Below are 23612 nucleotides of genomic sequence, written 5' to 3' on the forward strand. Positions count from 1 at the left end.
TTCTTCTTATTGTTGTGAATACATTACGTTTGGAGAAAATAGGATATTAAAAAGATATTGGGCGGTAAGATTTTTTTAGTTTTAGAATCCGTTCACAAGTAGCTTTAAGGTGGCATTCGTATCAATAACAGCTGTAATTCCTGTGCTGTTAAGCAAGATTTTGCTTGGTTTCAGGTTAAATACCTTTCCACTCATCTTTAATCCTTTATAATATTCTTTATTGAATGCCTCTTCAATACTCTTTCTGGATGTTTCCTCCAATTCCTGGGTTGGAATTCCATATTCCTCTTCAATCATCTTCACAATTTTCCCCTGAAATAGGAGAGATGCTGTTTTTTGAAGAATATTCATGGTCTTAAGCTTGAACTTTGTATCAGATAGTACAATCTTTCTTTTGATTTCATCATACACAGGAATTCCCGAAATAACAGCAGTTCCTTTAATATAGCCATCTGTCAGTGCTTCGATGACAATTCTATTGTCCACCCCATATACTCTGATGTCTGTTACCTTTACTTTGGAATCTCTGATATCAAATTCTTTATTCAAAAAAGTTTTTCTGGCCATATTGCTGGCTTCCGTAAAAGGAATATTAGCGGTCGTCTGTAGTACAAATTTATCTGCAACAGTAGGGGAGAAGTTGAAATTACTTGCAGAGGTTACTGTTGGAGATGCAGAAGGTTTATTTCCTGTAAATGTTTCTGAGAAAATATCAATTCCAAGGGTAGCATTGATTTGATTTCCATAGAATTTTAAAGGAGTGATATTAACACCTACCGGGCTTACCTTCAACCAGGTATTGTATTCTTCTGAAATATTGAATGGCTGTGCAAAAGTATTCCAGGCCATAACAGCATATTGCTGGAAATTCAGCTGGGTAGCCATTTGCTGATCGATAGTTTTACAGAATTTTTCCTGCTGTTCTCTTAAGCTTTTCTCAACGATAGGAGTGATCGGGATTTGTATTCTTCCATAATCCAGTACTGGTTTGGTTACCCATCGGAATCCATTCGGCTGAGTGCTTGTCGTAATAGTCCAGTTGTTTTTAAAAGTAACGGTTGTATTAAAAGACATTACCGTTTCAAAAGTAGTATTCTGGTAAGAATAAACTCCAAGGGTTCCAATTCCTTTCTCTGCCCAGATCTTCAATGGAACTTCAATCAAAAGGTTTTGGCTGGTTCCTCCTACCAAACGGATAGGTCTGGTTTTCCAGACTTTTACTTTAAACTGGTCATTATTGTTATCAGTATAAGAATCATCCTGGTAGATGAGATCTTTTACAGAGGCATTCACCATATTACTAAGCTCTGAAAGCGGGATGGTTACCGGCATGGTAATGCTGGATTTAATCTTTGGAAAGTTGTAACTGGCCAATTGATTATCAACGCCTGTCTGACCGAAAACATTGATACATATTCCTAAAAATAATATTTTAACGAATTTCAATTTTGTATTTTTTTTAATGAAATAAAAATAAGAATTTTAATTTTCTGGTTTAAAGCTTTTTTCCAGTTCGATGCTTGCTCCTTTCATTTCCCCCTGCATAGGTGGTGCTGTTTTGGTGAGTTTAAGCTTGATATAGTCGATTTGCGGAAAATTGTCATGTATTTTCAAAATAATTCTCCCTGCAACATGCTCCAGAAGCTTAGATTTGATCTTCATTTCCTGATGAATAATATCGTTAATATCTGCATAGCTAATAGTATCATTCAGGTCATCGGATTCAGCGGCCTTCCACAAATCGGTATGAAGTTCTGCATTTAAAATATAATAAGTACCAATAGTATTTTCTTCGGGTAAAACTCCGTGGTAGGCATATATTTTTACATCTTCAAGATATATCTTACTCATTGCTTTATTTTTTATTAAGCAAAAATCGTCTTAATTCTTCAAAATCAGAATTTATTTCAACAGTTTTTTTCTTCTTTTTCATCAGGTCATTTAATGATTGAGGAATTTCAATTTTTGCCTGAATAGCACTTTCTACTGCATCAGGAAATTTCACAGGATGTGCTGTTCCCAGAATGAATCCTTTTTTACCAGGATTTTCTTTAAGATATTCTTCCAGAACAGCAAATGCTACAGCACTGTGAGGTTCCAAAATATAATGGTCTCTGTTATAAACTTCTGTAATCGTTTGTATAGTCTTTTTGTCATCTACAGAATATCCGGAAATTTTATTTTTTAAAAGATCAAATTCATTACTGAAAAGCTCTAGAATTCTAACAAAATTGCTGGGATCTCCTACATCCATAGCATTAGATAAAGTGGCTACTGCCTTTTTTGGATTAAATTTTTTAGTTTTTAAATATTCAGGGACTACATCATTAGCATTGCAGGCAGCAATAAAATGTTCTGCTGGAAGGCCTCGAAGGTGTGCTAAAATACCTGCACATATATTCCCGAAATTTCCACTTGGAACACAGATTACCGGAGCTTTGTTTTCTGTCTGCTGCCATTGTTTTAAAGCAAGCAGATAATAGATCTGTTGTGGAAGCCATCTGGCAACATTGATAGAATTGGCAGATGTCAGAAATAGTTGCTTACTGATTTCATCATTGGAAAAGGCTTGTTTGACGAGATTTTGACAATCATCAAAACTGCCATTAACTTCTAATGCATAAATATTTTTTCCTAATGCCGTAAGTTGTTTTTCCTGAACCGGACTTACTCTGCCTTTGGGATATAGGATCACAACATCAATACCCGGTAAGTCGTAAAATCCATGGGCAACAGCGCCACCAGTATCTCCTGATGTTGCCACTAAAACAGTAACTTTTTTTGCTGATTTTCTAAAAAATAAGACAGACACCTGCTCATAAATCCCGCACCAACGTCTTTGAATGCCAGAGTCGGGCCATGAAAAAGTTCCAATACTGAAATGTTGTCATTTATTTTTTTCAAAGGAATTTCAAAACTGATGGTTTCTGTAACAATCTTCTGAAGTACTTCTGGAGGAATTTCATCTCCGATAAAGTCTTTCATACATTGATAAGCAATTTCTTCATCCGAATATTGAGAAAGATTTTGAATAAACTCTTGATCAAATGATGGAATAGTTTCAGGGAAAAACAACCCTTTTTCTTTACCTTGTCCTTTTATAGTAGCAGCTCTGAAATCAACACTTTCCTGATAGTCTTTTAAATTATAATATTTCATTTGTTCTTAATCTAGTTTTGTTATTTAATAATTTCAATTCCTACCGGATTTATTTTGGAGACATATACGAAGTTATCTATATTGATTTCATCGTATACAGCTTTCATCATGTCAGCAATTTTTTCTGCGGTTTCCTTTTTTTCTGCCAGCATGAAAATAGATGGTCCTGATCCTGAAATTCCCCCTCCCAAAGCTCCAAGCTGCAGACTTTTTGATTTAATTTCATCAAATCTAGGGATTAAAATACTTCGTACAGGTTCTATGATTATGTCATTCAGGCTTCTGCCAATCAGCGGGAAATCATTTTTCTGAATACCAGCTACCAGCCCGGCAATGTTTCCCCATTGTTCTACAGCACTTTTTAAGGTGATGTTTTTCTTTAGGATCTGCCTCGAATCTGAAGTTTTGACCTCAACCTGAGGATGTACGGCAGCCACAAATAAATCAGGAGCATTCAATGGAATAATATCAATGGGAGCTGTAGATTTCACCAAAGTAATTCCACCATAGATGCATGGAGCAATATTATCGGCATGGCGAACTCCTGAGGCGAGTTCTTCTCCAAACATGGCAAAATGTACCATTTCATCTTTTGACATGATATTTCCTAATACGATATTGGCTCCTAAGGCAGCTCCAGCGGCGCTAGCCGCGCTGGAGCCGAGCCCGCTTCCAGGTTTTATATGTTTATGAATAATAACTTCAAAGCCATTTTTTAAGTTATAATGTTCCTGAATGTTTAAAAGGACAACACCTGCAACATTTTTAGAAGGTTCTTCGGGAAGTCCAAAAGAATCTTGATGTTTAATAATGATTTCTGATGTCTCCAATAAGCGGATTTCCATTTCATCATAAGGTTCGTATACTGCCATCCCCAGAATATCAAATCCACATACGAGATTGGCTACAGTAGCCGGAATTTTTAATTTTACTTTTTTCATTTTTTTTGTTTTTAAACTGAACGGATGATGTCTGCGAAAATCCCACTGGCTGTTACTTCTGCTCCTGCACCAGCTCCTTTGATGACCAATGGCTGCTCAGAATATCTTAAGGTTTTAAAAATGACAATATTATCTTTTCCATATAAGTGAAATAAATCACTTCCCGGAGCCACATGCTGTAAGCCTACTTTAGCTTTTCCATCTTTAAATTCAGCAGTATATTTCAGGATTTTTCCTTCTTTTTGAGCATTGTCAAATAAAGATTTAAAGTGATCTTCATATTCTGTAAGCTTTTCATAGAAATGGTCTACACTACCTTCCATACAGGCTTCCGGTAAGAAACCTATGTTTTCAATCTCTTCAAACTGAAGCGGATACCCGGCTTCTCTGGCGAGGATTAATATTTTTCTGGCTACATCTGTCCCGGAAAGGTCAAGTCTTGGATCGGGCTCTGTATATCCTTCTTTCTGTGCCTGGGCTACCACTTCGGAAAAGGTTTTGCTTCCGTTATAAGTATTGAATACAAAGTTTAATGTTCCGCTGAGCACTGCTTCAATGGATGTTATTTGATCACCACTTTTGATGAGGTCATTAATAGTCCCTATTACCGGAAGTCCGGCTCCTACATTGGTTTCAAAGTGAAAGCAGCAGTTGTGATTTCTTGCAGTATTTTTCAATATTGTATATTTTTCAAAATCTGAAGAAGCAGCAATTTTATTACAGGCAACAATATTGATGCTTCTTTTCAACAGACTTTCATAGACTTCAGGAACTTCTGAGCTTGCTGTAATATCTACAAAAACTGAATTTCTTAGATTACGGGATATGATTTCTTCGGCAAATCTTTGTGCTGAGGCTTCAATTCCTGACTCATTCCAGTTGATATATTCTTCTTCGGAAATTCCTTTCTCAGCAAAGATTATTTTGCGGCTGTTGGAAAGACCTGCAATTCTTAAATTGATGAAATGGTTTTCCTTCAGATATTGATTCTGATTAAAGATTTGCTGGATAAGTTTGGTCCCTACATTTCCTGTTCCGCAGAGGTAAAGGTGAATCTGCTTTATTTCAGACTCAAAGAACTCTTCATGCAGAACATTGACTGCTTTTTTAGCATCTTTTTCAGCAATTACAACACTGATGTTTCTCTCTGAGGAGCCTTGTGCAATGGTTCTGATATTGATTCCGTTATTCCCCAGACATCCAAACATTTTGGCGCTCACACCACTTCTGCTTTTCATGTTTTCTCCTACCAATGCTACAATGGATAGCCCTGTTTCAATATTGACCGGAGCTACTCTTTTTAAATTAATATCATCTGCAAAGGATACATTGATTGCATTTTCAGCTGCTGACATATCTTTTTCATGAATTGCTATGGTGATGGAATGCTCGGAAGAACCCTGGGTAATAAGAATAACATTTATTTTTTCCTGACTCAGGCATTGGAAAAGTTTTGCAGAAATACCGGGAATTCCTACCATTCCGCTGCCTTCCAGAGTAAGCAGAGCAATATTATCCATATTTGAAACTCCTACTGCAATCTGGTGTTTTTCGTTTTCGGAAGTATTCAGATTATGGGAAACCAATGTTCCTTTTGCCTTTGGATCAAAAGTATTTTTAATTTTAAGGTTAATATTTTTGACCATCACGGGTTGAATTGATGGTGGATAAATAACTTTTGCCCCAAAATGAGAAAGTTCCATCGCTTCATGATAGGAAATTTCAGCAATAGGTTTAGCGTGTGAGGCCAGGCGGGGATCTGCAGTCATCATTCCGCTTACATCGGTCCATATCTGAAGTTCTTCAGCGTGAATGGCAGCAGCAATAATAGCAGCAGTGTAATCTGAGCCGCCACGTCCTAATGTTGTAGTATGATCTTTTTCGTCACTAGCTATGAAGCCAGGGCCTATCAGAATACGGTTTTGATGATTGTTGAAATAATTTTTAATATTGTTTTCAGTACTATTGAAATTCACTTTTGCATGGGTGAAATTGCTGTCAGTTTTGATGAGTTCCGAAACATTCATCCATAAACAATCTAATTCTTCATGCTGAAGTCTTGCTGCAATAATGTTGGAAGACAGAAACTCACCATAAGAGGCAATTTTATCTTTGATTCTAGGAGTAAGCTCACCAAGAACAAAAACTCCGTTGTAGAGATCCTCCAGATCATTGAAATGTTTTTTTACAAAACTTAGCAAAGCACTTTGCTCTAAAACAGGAATAAGTTCTTTGACGAGATTAAGATGTTTTTCTTCTGCATTTTTAAGCAGCAGGAGGTAATCTTCATTTTTAACAGAAGCATATTCTGCGGCATTAATAAGAAGATCAGTTACACCGTGAAGTGCTGATACAATTACTACAATATTGTCTTTTGAAGATTCTTGTTTTATAATGTTTTCTACAAGCAATATATTCTGGGCATTGGCGACTGATGTTCCGCCGAATTTTAAGATTTTCATCTATTATTTATTTGAGATTAGAAAAAGTAAAAGGTTTACTCTTTGAAAAAAGAGTAAAGGGTACCGGAAATAATATGTGAAAATTTACCCCTTTATGGGGTCGTTGTTGTAGTTGTGAATGTAGAAACAGAAGATACTCCTGAAATAGGTGACTTCAGGATAGAAATATCAGATATGTTTCTTAAAAAATTCATTATTATCTCACAAATGTACAAATTATTCCGGGATGACAAATTTTATTAGAAAATAAATGTATTTCTTTTTTTAGGTTATGAGTATTGTCCAGTTGGGCCTTATGGTTTCGGTCAGCTAAGATCATGCGAAGATTACTATCTTTTACCAGTATGTTGTAAAGCAATGGTTTTGGCGGATGTTGCATGCTCTACAGACCGGTATTGTGTTAAAATAATAAATATATATGTTCAGAAAAAAACGCAAAATTTTCACTGTTTCTTTTCTTAATATAATTTGTTTGAAAATAATAAATAGTTAACAATAAATGTTTATTTTTATTACTTATTGTATTGTTTATTGATTAGGTTTTTGGTTTTTATAAAAATAACATCATATTTTGGTGAATTAAATTGTTTTTTATAGCTTTACAACACCAAATAAACAAATTATGATAAATTCCCTCATCTCTCAAATTCTTTTTAGAATATATTATAGACATTGAATAATATATTCTTCTGCTTATACTGATTTAGATCGTATATATTCTTGTAAAGATCCCAAATTCTTTCAGATAAGGTATTCTCCTTTCAGGAAGAAAGAGCAGTTATTAATTCTTTACTATTATTGGTTCATTCTATGAAATAGATCCAAGGATTAATGGTTGGCAAACATGGCCGTTACGGCTGTAATATAGCTATATTTATTTGTATGTTAATATTATCTGTTATCAAAAATTATATAACGGATCATCTTAGTATAAAACACTATGAAGAATTTAAATCTATCCACAGAAACAGAAATTAGTGGAAGCCGAATGATACTGGACGCGTTTCTTCAGGAAGGCGTGAAAACAGTTTTTGGTTATCCGGGAGGAGCAATTATCCCTATTTATGATGCTCTTTATGATTATCAAGGAAAGCTCGAGCACGTTCTTGTGCGTCATGAGCAGGCAGCTGTACATGCCGCACAGGGTATGGCCAGAGCCTCAGGCGAAGTAGGAGTCGTACTGGCAACCAGTGGACCAGGAGCAACCAATCTTGTGACAGGGTTGGCAGATGCTTTATTGGATAATACTCCGCTGGTGTGTATTACGGGGCAGGTTTTTGAACATCTATTGGGAACCGATGCCTTCCAGGAAATTGATGTAATGAATATCACAAGCTCTGTCACCAAATGGAATTATCAGGTTGCAGATGCTAATGAGCTTCCCGAAGTTTTGGCCAAAGCATTTTATATTGCAAGATCAGGACGCCCGGGACCGGTTTTGATAGATGTGACCAAAAATGCACAATTGCAACATGCCATTTATAAAGGGTACTCTCCTTGCCATAATTTAAGAAGCTACAAACCTGAACCTGTTCCCCATATAGAAAACATAGAAAAGGCAGCAATACTTATCAACAACGCGGAGAAACCTTTTATTATTGTAGGTCAGGGTGTTTTGCTGGGAAAAGCGGAACATGAATTTTTACAGTTTGCAGAAAAATCTGGAATCCCCGTCGCCTGGACCGTTCTAGGGATAGGTGCCATTCCTAGGGATCATCCTCAGGCTGTAGGAATGGTAGGCATGCATGGAAATTATGGACCTAATATTCTTACCAATGAATGTGACGTCCTGATTGCTATAGGAATGCGTTTTGATGACCGGGTAACCGGAAAATTGGATCAATATGCAAAGCAAGCCAAAATCATTCATATGGATATTGATCAGGCCGAAATCAATAAGAATGTGAAAGCAGATGTTCCGGTTCTGGGTAATTGTAAACAAACCTTGCCGCTTCTTACAACATTGATTCAGAAGAAAGAGTATCCACAATGGTATGAAAGATTTAATAGCTGCTATAAAATTGAAAATATGAATCTGATCCATCATGAATTATATCCTGAAGAGGGAGAAATTACCATGGGTGAAGTTATTCGTAGCCTTAACGAAATAACAGCGGGCGAGGCTATCATTGTAACGGATGTTGGGCAGCATCAGATGATAACCTGTAGGTATTACCGGTTTAAATACTCACGAACCAATATCACCAGCGGAGGATTGGGAACAATGGGATTTTGTCTTCCGGCTGCTATAGGAGCCTCTTATGTGGAAAAGAACCGGCCTGTCATTGCTGTTATGGGAGATGGAGGAGCGCAGATGAATATACAGGAATTGGGCACTATTATGCAATACCATTCTAATGTTAAAATTTTAATTCTTAATAATTGTTACCTGGGAATGGTAAGGCAATGGCAGGAATTATTTCATGAAGAAAGATATTCGTCAGTAGATATTCAGAGTCCTGATTTTGTACAGGTAGCAAAAGGATATGGTATTGCTGGGACCAGGGTTTCCCAAAGAGAAAAACTGAAAACAGCCCTCTACGAAATGCTCGATCATAAAGGCGCTTTCCTTCTTGAGGTAATGACCGGAAAGGTACACAATGTATTTCCAATGATCCCACAAGGGAAAAGTGTTTCAGAAATTGTATTGAATAATAATTTTTAAAAAGAAAAATGAGAACAGAACATAAAGAATATACCATTACGGCTTATACTGAAGATTATTTAGGATTAATAGGCCGGATGAATGCCATTTTTTCAAGAAGAAGGATTTCTATGGTGACTTTTCATGTGGGTCCTAGTGAAATAGAAAAAGTGAAAAAATTTGTCATCATAATCAGGGAGACTGAAGAATCGGTTCAGAAAATTACCAGGCAAATGGAGAAACAGGTGGATGTACTGGAAGTTCATTACCACAAGAATCCTTACTTGTCAGCGGTAGAACATGCCAGCTGATTTCAAGGTAAAAATATCAGATATATTTCTTGAAAAGTTCATTGTAACGGAAAAAATGTGCAAGTTATTTTGAAATAGCAAACTTTTAACATAATAAATTATTAAATCCTTTTTAAGAGAAATATTTGGTGTAATTAATTAAAAATCTTACATTTATCTAATTAACTATATGAAAATCCAATGAAAAATTCAAAAAAAATCAAAAGAGAACATTTAAAATCAATCAATGGAGGCGGAATTGGGGATTGTTATGAAAATTGTCCTGTTGGGCCTTATGGGCCAAATGAACCAAGATCATGTGGGGACTTTTATGGGCTGCCTGAGTGCTGTAAAAAAAGAGTATTGGTAAGTATGGACTGTTTTGACCGTTATTAATCTGTTTCAATAATATAAGAGCATTGTTTTTACGATGCTTTTTTTGATTGATCATCTTAAAATTAAAATAGTATGAAAACAATTAAAAAATTATCAAGAGACCAAAAGAAAAGTATCAATGGTGGTGCTACGCAAATTCAAATTGAAGCATGCGGTAGTGAACAACTTGTTTGTTTTATGGGAGGAGGTAGATGGGGATGCTGGCTGAAGCCTGGCGGAAAATGCTATCCTCCAATGCTGTAATTGAATCAATTAAAATCATTCAAAATCTTTACAGTATGAAAAAGTTATCCCGGCACCATCTTAAAAATATTAAAGGTGAGAATGCTTCTATTTGTAACGGATGTCCAGCTCATATTACATATGGGCCAGGAGTAGAATATACTGGGACCTGTGAAAATTATTTTGCATTACCGGATTACTGCAGAGACAAAAATTGTGTTAGAGTCAGTAGATCCTGTTTTGGAAATAGTTAACAGAAAGAATTATAATAGTAAGTAAAAACATTAATTAATAACAAATCTAAACATGAGAAAACTATCAAGAACAAAACTGAAGGATATTAACGGCAAAGGTGGAGGATGTGGCTTCTGTCCCACTTCAGGAAACTATGGAGATGGTCCCGAATATACTAATAGCTGCATGGCCTTTTGGGGATTATCTCCTACTTGCAGAAACTGTGTGGATGTAAGTGCAGATTGCTATGGACCAGATTATTCTGATTACTTCGGGAACTAAAAAATACTTTTTAATACCATCAAAAAATTAAAACAACTATGAAAAATTTAAAGAAATTAAACAGAAAAGAACTTGGAGGAGTAAATGGTGCCATAGGATCAAACTGTAGCAGATGTCCACAGCATACAACTTACGGAACTGGACCTAATGATGCTCCGTGCAGTGCTTATCAGGCTCTTCCTACTTATTGCAAAGCGTGTGTAATTGTAAGTATGGAATGTATGGATGGTGGAGTGTCTTAAGAACCTCTAAAGAGTAAAATAAAAAAGAGACTGTCCTTTTGAGACAGCCTCTTTTGTTTACTTTATACTTTTAGAAAGATCAAGCATCGCCTCAATTGGCTTCAATGCTTTTAATCTTAATTCTTCGTCGATAAGAATTTCAGGAAGCTCGTATTTCATACATAAATACAATTTTTCCATCGTGTTACGTTTCATGTAGAAACATTCTGAACAGTTACAGCTTTCATCAAAAACCAATGCAGGAATCAATTCTTTGTGTGGTGCACGTTTTCTCATTTCGTGAAGAATACCTTCTTCTGTTGCAATAATGAACTTCTGGCAATCATCTTTTTCTACAAAGTTCAGTAGAGCAGAAGTAGAACCAATGAAGTGTGCTAATTTTAAAACAGCTTCTTCACTTTCTGGATGTGCAATCATTTTTGCATCCGGATTGTCTGCAAGCTGTTTTGCAATTCTTTCCATAGAAAATGCTTCATGTACGATACAGCTTCCATCCCAAAGGATCATATCACGACCTGTCTTTTTAGATAAGTATCTTCCCAGGTTTTTGTCTGGTGCGAAAATGATAGGCCTGTCTTTTGGAAGTGCTTCAATAACGGTTTCAGCATTTGAACTTGTTACGATGATATCACTTTCTGCTTTTGTTTCAGCATTACAGTTAATGTATGTTGCGATTAAAGCATCAGGATGTTGTTCACGCATCTTTCTCAAACCTTCTCCTGAACATCCGTCTGCAAGAGAGCATCCGGCCATAGTATCAGGAAGAACTACTTTTTAGTTGGGTTCAGAATTTTAGCAGCCTCGGCCATGAAATGTACTCCGCAGAATACAATCATATCAGCGTTCGTTTCTTTTGCCTGTCTTGCCAATTGCAAAGAATCTCCAAGAAAATCAGCAATATCCTGAATTTCTCCAGGCTGGTAATAGTGGGCAAGGATTACAGCATTTTTTTCTTCTTTAAGTTTCAGAATGGCTTTTACCAATTCTTCTCCCTGAGGAATCGCTATATCTTTTATATCCAAAAATCCCTTTACAGGAATCGCAGATTTAGCTTTTTCTAATGTTTCGGTACTCATATCAACCTCAATGTTTTTTTATTATCAGAAGTTAGAGGGTAGAAATTAGAAGTTAGATTTTGATGAAAGTGTAGTACTGTCATCTTCTGACCTCCATCTTCCAGCCATTAATTATTGATAAAACTTTTTATTAAACTTTCTATTTCTCTTTTAGCTTCATCAAGATCGGAATTGATCACGATCTTGTCAAACTCGCTGGCATAGGATAATTCTTCTTCAGCCTTTGCTACACGGGTTTTAATAGTTTCAGCATCATCTGTGTTTCTTGAAATCAATCTTCGTTCCAATTCTTCAATGGAAGGTGGTTCTATAAAAATAGACAATGCTTTTTCTCCGAAGTATTTTTTCAGGGAGATTCCTCCTTTTACATCTACATCAAAAATAACAACTTTTCCTTGATTCCAGATCTTTTCCACTTCAGATTTTAAAGTACCGTAATATTTATCAGTGTACACTTCTTCATATTCTACAAAAGCATCTTCCGAAATTTTCTGCCTGAATTCATCAGGGGTTAAAAAATGATAGTCCACAGCATGCATTTCACTTCCTCTTGGCTGTCTTGTGGTGCAAGAGATTGAAAATTCTAATTCAGGGAAAGTTTCCAGAGAATGTTTTACCAATGTAGTTTTTCCACTTCCAGATGGTGCTGAAAATATAATTACTTTATCCATATTTTTGAGTTTCGAGCTCCGTGATTCGAGTTTTGAGACCGCTTATCATATTAATAATAATTGTGGCCTCGCTTCTCGCACCTCTTCACTACAACACGTTTAACGTTTGCTCTTTAATTTTTTCCAAATCATCCTTCATCTTCACAACAAGCTTCTGAATTTCGGCATGATTGGCTTTAGAACCTAATGTATTGATCTCTCTTCCGATTTCCTGAGAAATAAAGCCCAGTTTTTTACCATTGAAAGATTCGTTGTCCATTACCTCTTTATAATATTTCAGGTGTTGGGTTAATCTTACCTTTTCTTCTGAAATATCCAGTTTTTCTGTGAAATAAGCCATTTCCTGGTAGAAACGGGTTTCATCCACATTTTCGAATTCTTTCAAAGTCTTTTGGTAACGTTCTTTTACACTTACGATTCTTTCTTCTTCAAAAGGAATCACCTCACTCAGATATTTATCAATGTTTTGAATATTTCTGTTGAGTTCTTCATGTAAATTGCTGCCTTCAGTCTTTCTGAATTCTTCAAATCGGTCTACAGCAGCATTCACAATTTTTGCCAATGCTTCCCATTCGCCTTCTGTAAGTTCATCAGGTCTTGAGGTGATGGCATCCGGAAGTCTTACTGCCATTTTCAGATATTCGAAATCAGGACCGTCAGATGCAATATTTTTAAGTTCATTGATATAAGAATCAATTAAACCTTTATTGATTTTTACATCATTAGATTCTTCAAGGTTTTCAATATTGACGTAGCAGTCAACCTTTCCACGGATAATTCTATCGTTAAGAATTTTTCTGATTTCAAATTCTTTTTCTTTGTAACGTAAAGGAATTTTAATATTTAAATCAAAGCTCTTGCTGTTCAGTGATTTAATATCTATTGTTATTTTTTTCCTTCAAAAACATCTTCGGCTCTACCGAAGCCAGTCATTGATAAAATCATAGTTTTTTATTGTTCTACAAAGATAAACATTTAAATTAGCACAGTAAAATCTGTAAAAGATTCTATTTTACTGATAAAATAATGAATGTGAACTGATGAAAAATCTGATTTCTGTAGTAGGACCCACCGGAATTGGGAAAACAAAACTGGCTATTGATCTGGCAAAACATTTCAATACTGAGATTGTGTCCTGTGATTCCCGGCAGTTTTTTAAAGAGATGAAAATTGGAACTGCAGCCCCTTCTGATGAAGAATTGGCTGAGGCTGTTCACCATTTTATCGGAAATCTTTCTGTAGAGAAATACTATTCTATCGGCCAATATGAAGAAGATGCTCTAAAGAAGCTCAATGAACTCTTTCAAAACCATGACACTGTAATTTTAGTCGGTGGAAGTATGATGTATGAAAAAGCTGTGATTGAAGGCTTGAATGATTTACCTGAGGCTGATATTGAAAATCAGGAAAAGCTTCAGACTATTATGGAGCAGGAGGGAATTGAAAAGCTTCAGGAAATTTTAAAAAATTTAGATCCCGAATATTTTGAAGTGGTGGATATTCATAACCACCGAAGACTTTTGCGTGCCATTGATGTCATCTGGCAAACTAATAAAAAATATTCTGAACAGATTGCTGTTTCTCAGGATTCCAGAGATTTTAATGTGATCAGGATAGGAATTGAAGCGCCAAGAGAGGAATTGTATGACAGGATCAACCGCAGGGTTGATATTATGATGGAAAAAGGGCTTTTGGATGAGGTGAAAGGGTTGGAGAAATTCAAAGGATTGACTGCTTTGAATACAGTTGGCTATGCTGAATTATTCAAATATTTTGATGGAGAATGGGACCTGGAATTTGCCGTATCAGAAATTAAAAAGAACAGCCGTAGATATGCCAAGCGTCAATTGACATGGTACAGAAAGGCAGATGACATTTACTATTTATTATTAGGCTATACCCAAAATGATTTCAATAATTTAATTGAATTTATTTCTGTTCAAAATAAATAATGTTGATCGTACAGAAATATTTAATACATCATTCAAATATTAGTTATTTTTTTTGTAGTTAGTTTATATGAGTTTTTTATATTAAATTTCATTATTTAAGAAATTTTTAAACACAATATAAAAAATTATGAGTAAACTAATTATTTCAGGTTTGACATCTGTTATTGTCTTTTTCACAAGTTGTGAAAAAGTTTTCAGCCAGGAAAGCCAACTTGCAGTCACTAAAAACCGCGTTGAGAATACAGTCCACCGTACTGAAAATCCATTGGGGATTCCTCTTCCGTCAGAAATCAGCAGCACAGAAACGGTTTGCATTCTGTTGAGGCATGCGGAAAAAGAAAATTTTGGAACTGATCCTAACCTTGCCAGTGCCGGTAAGCTGAGGGCAGAAGAATTAAAACGTTTATTGGTAAACGTTCATATAGATAATATTTATACAACCCCATACAACCGTACAAGGCAAACAGCCGGCCCACTGGCGGAGAGCAAAGGAATTACGGTTAAAGAATATATACCTGCTGCTACGATTGCTGCTACTCAATTATTTATTAATACCATTCTTGCTCAAAATCAGGGAAAAGTGGTAGTTATTGTTGGTCATTCTAATACCATTTCCGATATGGTAAAGGTATTGAGTAATAATACATTGAATGTTACGATTAGCGAGACACAGTTTGATAATATATTTATTACAAAAAACTCTGCTATGGCGGGATCTGAGTTTGCCGTTCAAAAAAAATATGGGCAGATCACACCTTGATAAAAGATCATAGCCAAATAAAAATGCGGTCCTGTAAAGAACCGCATCTCAAACAATATAATTTAATTTACTACTTCCAACCGCCGCCCAGCGCTCTGTACAAATCTACAATGCTGCTTAATCTCTGTCTTTTAATGGAAGCAAGGTTCAACTCGGCCTGAAGTGAATTTCCCTGTGCGGTAATCACTTCTAGATAATTCGTTGAGCCTCCTCTGTAAAGAAGTTGTGCACTTTTAATCCCATCTTTTAATGTATTGGATTGCTCTGCTGCTTTTTGCTCCTGAACTTTTAGGTTTTCATTGGAAACCAACGCATCAGAAATTTCACCTACTGCGTTCAACACAGATTGTCTGAATGCCAATACATTTTTCTCTCTCTGAATTTTAGCCACCTCAAAATCTGTTTTCAATTGTCTTTTCTGGAAAATCGGCTGGGTAAGTCCTCCTAGTACAGATCCAAATAATGAGGCCGGAATCTGAAACCAGTTATCAAATTTGAATGAATTGACTCCTCCGTTGGCTGTAATTTTTAAAGCTGGATACATATTGGCCTGGGCAATTCCTACCATAGCATTAGATTCCAGTAAAACCAGTTCTTGTTGACGCACATCCGGTCTGCGGCTTACCATAGCTGCCGGAAGACCTGCTGTAATGTTCTGTGGTAAAGAAGTGTCAGACATCTCAAGAGTTCTGTTTACTTTATTGGGAGTTTCTCCTACCAGAATGCTTAAAGCATTTTCCTGAATAGCAATATTCTGTTCCAATTGTGAGATCAGAAGCTCTGTTGCCTGCTTTTGGGCAGTGGCTTGTTGAACCCCCAATGAAGTTGTATCACCACTTTCCCACATCTTTTGTGTGATTAATAAAGTATTGCTGGTTAATTCCAGATTAGACTTTGCAATGGTTAATTGTTTATCCAGCATCAACAGATTGTAATATCCTTGTGCAATAGCTGCTACAACCTGAGTCTGAATCGCTTTCGAACCTTCATATGTCTGCAAATACTGCATTCTGGAAACTTCCTGTTGATTTTTGATCTTTCCCCAGATATCAGCTTCCCATGATAAATTGAAAGCTGCATTGTAATCTTCAACATGACTTGATCCTAAAAACAAATTTAGACTCTGTCCGTTCATGCTGTTTTTAGATGGTTTTGAAATTTGCGCAGATACCCCAAATCCAACATCCGGATATTGCATATATTTTGCCTGTTTTAGTTTCTCCTGTGAAGAAGCTACTTGCTTTAATGCAATTTGAAGATCATAGTTGTTTTTAATTCCTTTTTCAATTAATCCTTGTAAAATAGGATCGCTGAAAAATTGTTTCCATTCCAGGTTGGCGATACTGGCCGTATCAGCAGTAGCTGTGTACTGGAATTTTTCCGGCAGCGGAAGGTCCGGCTCCGTATATGCCAGTTTTGACACACACGAAACAGATCCTAAAGCTATGGCGAATGTTAATATAATATTTTTTAGTCTTTTCATAGTTTTTGTTTGATCAACTTTAATGAAGTATAAAACTTTGAGGGTTTTATTTTCCCACAGATTGCACAGATCTACACAGATGTTTATGGATAAGAAAATCAGAGATTTTCAAAAATTTTTATGTGTACTTCTTATGTCCGTAGCCTTTAACTTAGATCTTTTGTGACTTTTGTGGTTTTGTAAATTCCATTTTTTATATCACTTAATTAATAGTGGAAGCTAAAAGTTCTTCTTCCATTTGTTTTTTCAGCAGTCTTTTCTTTTTTCTGCTTGGCATTTTTTCATGCAGATATTGGAAAACTACATACATCACAGGAATAATAAAAATTCCAAATACTACTCCTGTAAGCATTCCACCTACAGTACTGTATCCAATGGAGTGATTTCCTTTTGCTGAAGCTCCCTGAGTCCAAACCAATGGAAGCATCCCTACGATGAAGGCAAAAGAAGTCATAAGGATTGGTCTCAAACGCAATCTTGAAGCCTGAAGGGCAGATTCAATAAGAGATCTTCCTGCTTTTCTTCTCTGGACAGCAAATTCTACAATCAGGATGGCATTTTTTGCCAATAATCCGACTAACATGATTAATCCAACCTGTACATAGATATTGTTATCAATTCCTGCCAACCCTGTGAAGGCAAATACCCCGAATATTCCTGTTGGAATAGTTAAGATAATGGCGAACGGAAGAATATAACTTTCGTATTGAGCAGCCAGCAAGAAGTACACAAATAAGATACTTAATAAGAAAATGAAAGTGGTTTGCCCTCCTGTCTTAATCTCTTCACGGGTAATTCCTGTCCATTCATATCCATAGCCTCTCGGAAGCGATTTCTGTGCAACTTCTTCTACAGCTTTAATAGCATCTCCGGTACTGTATCCTGGTTTTGGAGTACCATTGATGGTTACCGCATTGAATAGGTTATTTCTTGTTACCGTTTCAGGTCCAAAGGTTCTTTTTAAAGTGACCAATGTTTTCGCAGGAACCATTTCTCCTGATTTGTTTTTCACGTAGATTCCTTCCAAAGAATTAATATCCGTACGATAAGGAATATCTGCCTGAGCCATTACCCTGTAGTATTTTCCGAATCGGTTGAAATCTGAAACGAAGCTACTTCCATAGTAAATCTGCATGGTCTGCATTAGTTCTGTTACCGAAACACCCAGCTGATTGGCTTTATCTGTATCTACATCAATGGTGTACTGTGGATTTCCGGCTGCATAGGTTGTAAAGGCAAATGCAATTTCCGGCCTTTTCATCAATTCGCCAATGAATTGTTGAGTGGTTGTTCCTAATTGTTCAAAAGAACTGTTGGTTTTATCCTGCAGCATAAATTCAAATCCAGACACGTTACCAAATCCCTGAATGGTAGGGAAATTAAAGAAGAAAGCGTTAGCATCTTTTACTTGACTTACTTTACCCGTCAGTGCAGCAGCAATCTGATCCGGATCTTTCATTTCTCCACGTTTGTCATAATCTTTAAGTTTGATGAAACCTGCAGAATATGGAGAAGCGTTGGCGTTACTGATGAAGTTCATTCCATCGGCCACCCAAAGGTGATTGGTTGCTTTTTCTCCATTAATTATTTTATCAATCTGCTCAGTGGCTCTGTGTGTTCTTTCTAATGAACTTCCCGGAGGTGTATTTACCGCATACAGTACAAATCCCTGATCTTCCGTTGGAATAAATCCTGAAGGCGCTTTTTTAATCATGAAAATACTTGCTGCTGTAATCACAACCAGACCTCCGATAGCTACCCATTTGTTTTTGATTAAAAACTTCAGGCTGTAAATATATTTTTTGGTCATGCTGTTGAAACTCGCGTTAAAGGCATTGAAAAATCTTGCTCCAAAACCTTTTTTATGACCATGTTCACCATGCTCTCCCTGAGGATCATTCAGGAACATTGCACATAATGCAGGACTTAATGTCAAAGCATTAACCGCAGAGATCATAATGGCAATAGCCAATGTAAAGGCAAATTGTCTGTAGAAAACACCGGCAGGTCCCTGCATAAATCCAACAGGAATAAATACCGCACACATTACCAATGTAATAGAAATAATGGCACCGGAGATCTCACTCATAGAGTTCATCGTTGCATGCTCTACAGGCATTCCTGTCTGTTCCATTTTTGAATGGACTGCTTCTACTACCACAATAGCATCATCTACTACAATACCAATGGCGAGTACCAAAGCAAATAAAGTAAGCATATTGATACTGAACCCAAATAACTGAAGGAAGAAGAAGGTACCAATGATGGCTACAGGCACTGCAATCGCTGGAATTAAAGTAGATCTGAAATCCTGAAGGAAAATAAAGACTACAATAAATACCAGGATGAATGCAATCACTAATGTTTCCACTACCTGATGGATAGATGCATCAAGGAAATCCTTGGAATTATACATGATAATGGGTTTCACTCCCTTAGGTAGAGTAGTGCTGAACTGATCTACCTGTTTTTCAATCTCAGTAAGGATTTCATTAGCATTAGACCCTGCTGTTTGAAGAATGGCAAATCCAGCAACTGGTTTTCCGTCTACTCTGTTTGTTGCTGTATAGGTATAAGAACCAAATTCTACTCTTGCTACATCTTTTAATCTTAAGAATGAACCATCACTATTCGCTTTAATGGCAATGCTTTCGTAATCTTCGCCCTTGTTTAGCTTTCCTTTATATTTAAGGATATATTCATAAGTTTCCTTACTTCCCTGTCCTAGACGTCCTGGTGCTGCTTCAAGGTTATGATCTTTGATGGCATTCAAAACTTCCTGTGGAGAAAGATTGTTAGCAGCTAATCGATCCGGTTTTAGCCAGATTCTCATGGAATAGTCTCTTGTTCCGAAAACCTGAGCCTGGGCAACTCCAGGGATACGTTGAATCTGTGGAATTACGTTTATTTTAAGATAGTTTTGTAAAAATAGTTCATCGTATTGTTTTGGATCATCACTGGATAATCCCATAAACATGATCATACTGTTCTGAACTTTCTGAGTAGAAATTCCGGCTTGTACTACTTCCTGAGGAAGCTGGCTCATGGCTTTTGATACCCTGTTCTGAACGTTTACTGCAGCATTATCAGGATCAGATCCCTGCTTAAAGAAAACGCTTAGGGTCATAGTTCCGTCATTACTGGAGTTGGAAGTCATGTAGGTCATGTTTTCAACTCCGTTTACAGCTTCCTCAATAGGGGTTGCTACAGAACGTGCTACAACTTCAGCATTTGCTCCCGGATAAAAAGCCGTTACCTGAACACTTGGTGGTGCAATATCAGGGAAGAGGGCGATAGGCAAATTAAAGAGAGACAAGGCTCCCAATAATAAGAGTATTATGGAGATGACCGTTGAAAGTACCGGTCTTTCTATAAATTGTTTTAACATAAGAAGTTTATTTTTTTAAGTCTTCTGTTTTCAGAATATTTACAAAGGTTTTGCTCTCAATAAACTGTCTGAAGAAATAGCCTTAGGTTTTATGGATACTCCGTCTTTCAGGCTTCCGATTCCAGTGTAGACAATCTTTTCTCCCGGCGCAAGTCCTTCAGAAATAAAGTAATAACTATCCGTCTTTCCTGAGATTTTAATAGGCTTTCCTGTTACCTTTTGATCTTTCCCGACTACATAGACATAGGTCTTATCCTGAATTTCGAAAGTAGATTCTTGTGGAATTACCACTGCATTTGAAATCAGTTGTGGCATACGTACTCTACCTGTATTTCCGGTTCTCAACGATCCGTTCGCATTAGGGAAAACTGCACGTACACTGATGGCTCCTGTTGTTTTGTCAAACTGTCCGTCTACAATACTTAATCTTCCTTTTCCTGGGTAAGTACTGTTGTCAGCAATAATCAAATCTACCATTGGCATATTTTTTAGCTTTTCATCTAAAGTCGCCCCCGGATATTTATTCTGAAATGCAATAAAATCAAGCTCGCTTAAAGAGAAATAAGCATAAATTTCACTGATGTCTGATAATAAAGTCAATGGATTAGGATCTGTTCTGGAGATTAAACTTCCTTTTTTGAAAGGAATTCTTCCAATATATCCACTTACCGGTGCTGTAATGGTGGTAAATCCTACATTGATTTTGGCGCTTCCCACAGATGCTCTGGCTTGTGCAGATGCTGCTACAGCCGCCTCATAGTTGGCTTTTGCCGTTTTAAGCTGTACATCAGAAACTACTTTTGCTGCCACTAAAGGCTGAAGTCTGTCAACTTCTACTTTAGCCTTCTGTATATTGGCATTAGCCACCTGAAGATTGGCCTGAGCCATATTCATTTGCTCACCATAGCTTCTAGAATCTATTTTAAATAAAGGCTGTCCCGCTCTTACATAAGCGCCTTCCTCTACATAAATTCTGTCAAGATATCCATCAACCTGAGATCTTATTTCCACATTATTTTTCCCTTCCAAAGCAGTTGGGAATTCCTGATAAGTGGTAGCAGGAGAGGATATAACGGTATAAACCGGAAGTTCAGGAGCTGGAGGTGCAGTATTGGATCCTTCCGCAGCCTTTGTGCAGCTCTGTAAAAGAATTATACTTGAAATAAGTACAATAAACCTTGTTTTTCCAGGTATGTTCATTGTTAATTTAATTTTTTTAATGAAGTGTTAGATTGAAGTAATGTTTCTTTTTAATAAATGCTGTTTTTTTTCCTAACAGTGTTAATAGTTTGTTCAAAAAAATTTACAGAATTTTTAATGTCCGATTAGGTTGATTGTTCCCATAATTGAAAATTGTTTTAATGTATTTAAGTATATGAAGATGTGAGGTGTAATATGTGTTAATTTTTCTAACGGTGTTAATTTAAAAGAAAAAATAACTACCTTTAAGAACTGAATAGTGTAGAGTTTTGCATAGATGTTTTTGTTTTTTATCAGGTTTCGCTGAATTTGTTGTATTAATTCAGTGTTAAGTTTCCTAACAGTGTTAATTTTAGTTCAAAAAAATATTATAAAGACTTAATAAAAGATGAAACAGTTTCATCCAGAGTCGATTTATTCATTGTAGATGGAATATCTCCTGTACGCATCATCATAATAGAAATCATTCCATGAACCGCTGAAAATAAAGCGTGAGACATATGACATGCATTATCCGTATTGGATCCGTTTTTCTCAATAATGTTGTATGTACACTCGTAAATCAGCTCCTGAAATGAGGAAAATTCTTTCTTCATCTGTCCCTTTCCACAACATTGCATTCCCAAACCAAACATCAGTTGGTAATATTCCTTGTTATTAAACGCAAAGCTCCAATACGCATCTACAACGGCAACAAGCTGCTCTTCAGGAGTATCATATTGTTGTTGAGCCTTTAATAATTCTATATGTAATTTATGGAAGCCATCTAATGAAATTTCAAATAGAATAGCATCCTTATTTTCGAAATAATCATACACCACCGGTGCACTGTATTCAATAGCGTCTGCTATTTTGCGCATGGAAAGTGATGCCCAGCCTTCAGATTTAGCCAAAGTGAATGCCGCCTGCAAGATACTTGCACGGATGGATTCTTTTTCTCTTTGACGACGTTCATGTAGGCCCATTGATATTCTTTTCTAACGGTGTTAGCAAAACTACAAACTTTTGAAGATATCTTCCAAACGTTATTTTAATTTTCATGAAAAAAGGAAGAATTCAAGACATGCTGGAAGTTGGAAGAATGGGTGCTGGAAGTTGTTTAAGCAAATAGTTTTGAAATTATTGTAAAAATTAATAAAGTATATAGTTTCACTCGATAAATATATTAGGAAGAATAACTTCCATCTTCCAGCACCTTTCTTCCTTACCATATAACCAAAGAAATTTCTATCTTTGTGAAACTAAAGAAAAAGGATATGAATACTCCCTCCAATATGTTGGCATTAGGTACAAAAGCTCCGTTTTTTGAGCTTCCAAACCCGTCAAAAACGAATGAACTTCAGTCTTTAGAAGAACTGAAAGGAGAAAAAGGAACATTGGTTATCTTCATGTGTAACCACTGTCCATTTGTTCTTCATGTCATTGATAAGATCAATGAACTGTATGAAGACTATAATGAAAAAGGAATTGAATTCATCGCGATCAACGCTAACGATATTGAAAAATATCCGGATGATTCTCCTGAAAAAATGATTGAGTTCCAGATTGAAAGAAATTTTGACTTCCCTTATCTGTTTGATGAGAGTCAGGCTATTGCAAAAGCTTACGAAGCTGCATGTACTCCTGATTTCTATTTCTTTGATGATAAATTGGACCTTGTATACAGAGGTCAGATGGATGATTCAAGACCTGGAAATAATAAGGATGTTACCGGAGAAGATCTGATTATTGCTTTTGAAAATCTTCTAGCTGGAGAACCACAGGAAGAAATCCAGAGACCTAGTATGGGATGTAATATTAAATGGAAATAGTCCCGGTTACTAATTCTTATTTATGATAATATATGGCTGTTCTTTTTTTTGAGCAGCTTTTTTTGTTTCTATAAATTTTCAAGTCTCTATAGAGGATTTTTCTCGCTGATTTAGGTGATTACGCAGATTTTTTATTAAGGTATTTATATGTAAACATCAGTATGAATCTGTCGAAAAAAAGTTATCCACAATATGAGATTATAGAAAATATATTTATGTATCTAATATAAAATCAATAGATTATAAAGCCTTTTGTTAAGGGCTTTTTCAAAAACAAGTATAATTTATTTTGTGAAAAAGTTATCCACAATGTCGGAATGTGAATTAGAAATCTTAAGTTAAACATCAGCTGAATTTTATGTAGTGGCTGACTTTTAAAATATCCTTGTCAAGGTTATA

The 23612-nt window shown here is 36.1% G+C and carries 18 protein-coding genes and 3 pseudogenes; 9 read left to right on the forward strand and 12 right to left on the reverse strand.

Annotated features, from left to right (window positions below):
* Positions 1–81: 81 nt before the first annotated feature.
* From H5J24_RS02210 to thrA, 5 genes and pseudogenes are all read right to left on the reverse strand, one after another.
* Positions 82–1446, reverse strand: coding sequence for a DUF4403 family protein (locus H5J24_RS02210; protein ID WP_068944599.1), 1365 nt, complete (start codon positions 1444–1446; stop codon positions 82–84).
* Positions 1447–1482: 36 nt separating this feature from the next.
* A complete protein-coding gene (folB, locus tag H5J24_RS02215; protein ID WP_068944598.1) occupies positions 1483–1851 on the reverse strand; it encodes a dihydroneopterin aldolase in 369 nt (122 codons plus the stop codon).
* A gap of 4 nt (positions 1852–1855) precedes the next feature.
* Positions 1856–3159: pseudogene (gene thrC / locus H5J24_RS02220) on the reverse strand (threonine synthase).
* Between the two features lie 20 nt (positions 3160–3179).
* A complete protein-coding gene (locus H5J24_RS02225; RefSeq protein WP_068944596.1) occupies positions 3180–4100 on the reverse strand; it encodes a homoserine kinase in 921 nt (306 codons plus the stop codon).
* 11 nt (positions 4101–4111) lie between these two features.
* Complete coding sequence (gene thrA, locus H5J24_RS02230; RefSeq protein WP_068944595.1) at positions 4112–6562, reverse strand: bifunctional aspartate kinase/homoserine dehydrogenase I; 2451 nt, start codon at positions 6560–6562, stop codon at positions 4112–4114.
* A 940-nt stretch (positions 6563–7502) separates the two neighbouring features.
* On the opposite strand from thrA, the gene ilvB reads away from it, so the two are divergent.
* The 6 genes from ilvB to H5J24_RS02260 all read left to right on the forward strand — a co-directional run bounded on the left by ilvB (position 7503) and on the right by H5J24_RS02260 (position 10872).
* On the forward strand, positions 7503–9227 hold the full coding sequence (ilvB, locus tag H5J24_RS02235) for a biosynthetic-type acetolactate synthase large subunit (protein ID WP_068944594.1): 1725 nt from the start codon (positions 7503–7505) through the stop codon (positions 9225–9227).
* Positions 9228–9235: 8 nt separating this feature from the next.
* Entirely contained in the window at positions 9236–9517 is a 282-nt protein-coding gene (locus H5J24_RS02240; RefSeq protein ID WP_068944593.1) for an ACT domain-containing protein, read from the forward strand.
* 180 nt (positions 9518–9697) lie between these two features.
* Entirely contained in the window at positions 9698–9892 is a 195-nt protein-coding gene (locus tag H5J24_RS02245) for a bacteriocin-like protein (protein WP_068944592.1), read from the forward strand.
* A 72-nt stretch (positions 9893–9964) separates the two neighbouring features.
* Entirely contained in the window at positions 9965–10135 is a 171-nt protein-coding gene (locus H5J24_RS02250) for a bacteriocin-like protein (RefSeq protein ID WP_167387030.1), read from the forward strand.
* A 285-nt stretch (positions 10136–10420) separates the two neighbouring features.
* Positions 10421–10630, forward strand: a complete 210-nt coding sequence (locus H5J24_RS02255; RefSeq protein WP_068944590.1) for a hypothetical protein — start codon at positions 10421–10423, stop codon at positions 10628–10630.
* 38 nt (positions 10631–10668) lie between these two features.
* Positions 10669–10872: a bacteriocin-like protein gene (locus H5J24_RS02260; protein ID WP_068944589.1), complete on the forward strand. Its 204-nt coding sequence runs from the start codon at positions 10669–10671 to the stop codon at positions 10870–10872.
* A 57-nt stretch (positions 10873–10929) separates the two neighbouring features.
* Here the strand turns inward: H5J24_RS02260 and nadA are convergent.
* The 3 genes and pseudogenes from nadA to H5J24_RS02275 all read right to left on the reverse strand — a co-directional run bounded on the left by nadA (position 10930) and on the right by H5J24_RS02275 (position 13564).
* Positions 10930–11948: pseudogene (gene nadA, locus H5J24_RS02265) on the reverse strand (quinolinate synthase NadA).
* A 107-nt stretch (positions 11949–12055) separates the two neighbouring features.
* Complete coding sequence (gene gmk / locus H5J24_RS02270) at positions 12056–12619, reverse strand: guanylate kinase (RefSeq protein ID WP_068944587.1); 564 nt, start codon at positions 12617–12619, stop codon at positions 12056–12058.
* Positions 12620–12707: 88 nt separating this feature from the next.
* Positions 12708–13564: pseudogene (locus H5J24_RS02275) on the reverse strand (YicC/YloC family endoribonuclease).
* 95 nt (positions 13565–13659) lie between these two features.
* On the opposite strand from H5J24_RS02275, the gene miaA reads away from it, so the two are divergent.
* Positions 13660–14571, forward strand: coding sequence for a tRNA (adenosine(37)-N6)-dimethylallyltransferase MiaA (miaA, locus tag H5J24_RS02280; RefSeq protein ID WP_068944585.1), 912 nt, complete (start codon positions 13660–13662; stop codon positions 14569–14571).
* 127 nt (positions 14572–14698) lie between these two features.
* Positions 14699–15331, forward strand: a complete 633-nt coding sequence (locus H5J24_RS02285) for a SixA phosphatase family protein (RefSeq protein ID WP_068944584.1) — start codon at positions 14699–14701, stop codon at positions 15329–15331.
* Between the two features lie 70 nt (positions 15332–15401).
* On the opposite strand, the gene H5J24_RS02290 is transcribed toward H5J24_RS02285, so the two are convergent.
* From H5J24_RS02290 to H5J24_RS02305, 4 genes are all read right to left on the reverse strand, one after another.
* Positions 15402–16814: an efflux transporter outer membrane subunit gene (locus tag H5J24_RS02290; RefSeq protein ID WP_068944583.1), complete on the reverse strand. Its 1413-nt coding sequence runs from the start codon at positions 16812–16814 to the stop codon at positions 15402–15404.
* 202 nt (positions 16815–17016) lie between these two features.
* Entirely contained in the window at positions 17017–20202 is a 3186-nt protein-coding gene (locus H5J24_RS02295) for an efflux RND transporter permease subunit (protein WP_068944582.1), read from the reverse strand.
* Positions 20203–20241: 39 nt separating this feature from the next.
* Positions 20242–21402 (reverse strand): efflux RND transporter periplasmic adaptor subunit, encoded by a 1161-nt coding sequence (locus H5J24_RS02300; protein ID WP_068944581.1) that lies wholly within the window; start codon positions 21400–21402, stop codon positions 20242–20244.
* Between the two features lie 368 nt (positions 21403–21770).
* On the reverse strand, positions 21771–22367 hold the full coding sequence (locus H5J24_RS02305; RefSeq protein WP_068944580.1) for a TetR/AcrR family transcriptional regulator: 597 nt from the start codon (positions 22365–22367) through the stop codon (positions 21771–21773).
* A 291-nt stretch (positions 22368–22658) separates the two neighbouring features.
* Here H5J24_RS02305 and H5J24_RS02310 point away from each other — a divergent pair, with 291 nt between their 5' ends.
* A complete protein-coding gene (locus H5J24_RS02310; RefSeq protein WP_068944579.1) occupies positions 22659–23213 on the forward strand; it encodes a thioredoxin family protein in 555 nt (184 codons plus the stop codon).
* The last annotated feature ends 399 nt before the right edge of the window (positions 23214–23612 follow it).

This window comes from Chryseobacterium capnotolerans (assembly GCF_021278965.1).
GTDB classification, from domain to species: Bacteria; Bacteroidota; Bacteroidia; order Flavobacteriales; family Weeksellaceae; genus Chryseobacterium; species Chryseobacterium capnotolerans.

Coding starts and splice junctions, on each gene's coding strand:
- folB (WP_068944598.1), bottom strand. CDS start 1,851: ATGAGTAAGATATATCTTGAAGATGTAAAAATATATGCCTACCACGGA.
- H5J24_RS02225 (WP_068944596.1), bottom strand. CDS start 4,100: ATGAAAAAAGTAAAATTAAAAATTCCGGCTACTGTAGCCAATCTCGTA.
- thrA (WP_068944595.1), bottom strand. CDS start 6,562: ATGAAAATCTTAAAATTCGGCGGAACATCAGTCGCCAATGCCCAGAAT.
- ilvB (WP_068944594.1), top strand. CDS start 7,503: ATGAAGAATTTAAATCTATCCACAGAAACAGAAATTAGTGGAAGCCGA.
- H5J24_RS02240 (WP_068944593.1), top strand. CDS start 9,236: ATGAGAACAGAACATAAAGAATATACCATTACGGCTTATACTGAAGAT.
- H5J24_RS02245 (WP_068944592.1), top strand. CDS start 9,698: ATGAAAAATTCAAAAAAAATCAAAAGAGAACATTTAAAATCAATCAAT.
- H5J24_RS02250 (WP_167387030.1), top strand. CDS start 9,965: ATGAAAACAATTAAAAAATTATCAAGAGACCAAAAGAAAAGTATCAAT.
- H5J24_RS02255 (WP_068944590.1), top strand. CDS start 10,421: ATGAGAAAACTATCAAGAACAAAACTGAAGGATATTAACGGCAAAGGT.
- H5J24_RS02260 (WP_068944589.1), top strand. CDS start 10,669: ATGAAAAATTTAAAGAAATTAAACAGAAAAGAACTTGGAGGAGTAAAT.
- gmk (WP_068944587.1), bottom strand. CDS start 12,619: ATGGATAAAGTAATTATATTTTCAGCACCATCTGGAAGTGGAAAAACT.
- miaA (WP_068944585.1), top strand. CDS start 13,660: ATGAAAAATCTGATTTCTGTAGTAGGACCCACCGGAATTGGGAAAACA.
- H5J24_RS02285 (WP_068944584.1), top strand. CDS start 14,699: ATGAGTAAACTAATTATTTCAGGTTTGACATCTGTTATTGTCTTTTTC.
- H5J24_RS02290 (WP_068944583.1), bottom strand. CDS start 16,814: ATGAAAAGACTAAAAAATATTATATTAACATTCGCCATAGCTTTAGGA.
- H5J24_RS02295 (WP_068944582.1), bottom strand. CDS start 20,202: ATGTTAAAACAATTTATAGAAAGACCGGTACTTTCAACGGTCATCTCC.
- H5J24_RS02300 (WP_068944581.1), bottom strand. CDS start 21,402: ATGAACATACCTGGAAAAACAAGGTTTATTGTACTTATTTCAAGTATA.
- H5J24_RS02305 (WP_068944580.1), bottom strand. CDS start 22,367: ATGGGCCTACATGAACGTCGTCAAAGAGAAAAAGAATCCATCCGTGCA.
- H5J24_RS02310 (WP_068944579.1), top strand. CDS start 22,659: ATGAATACTCCCTCCAATATGTTGGCATTAGGTACAAAAGCTCCGTTT.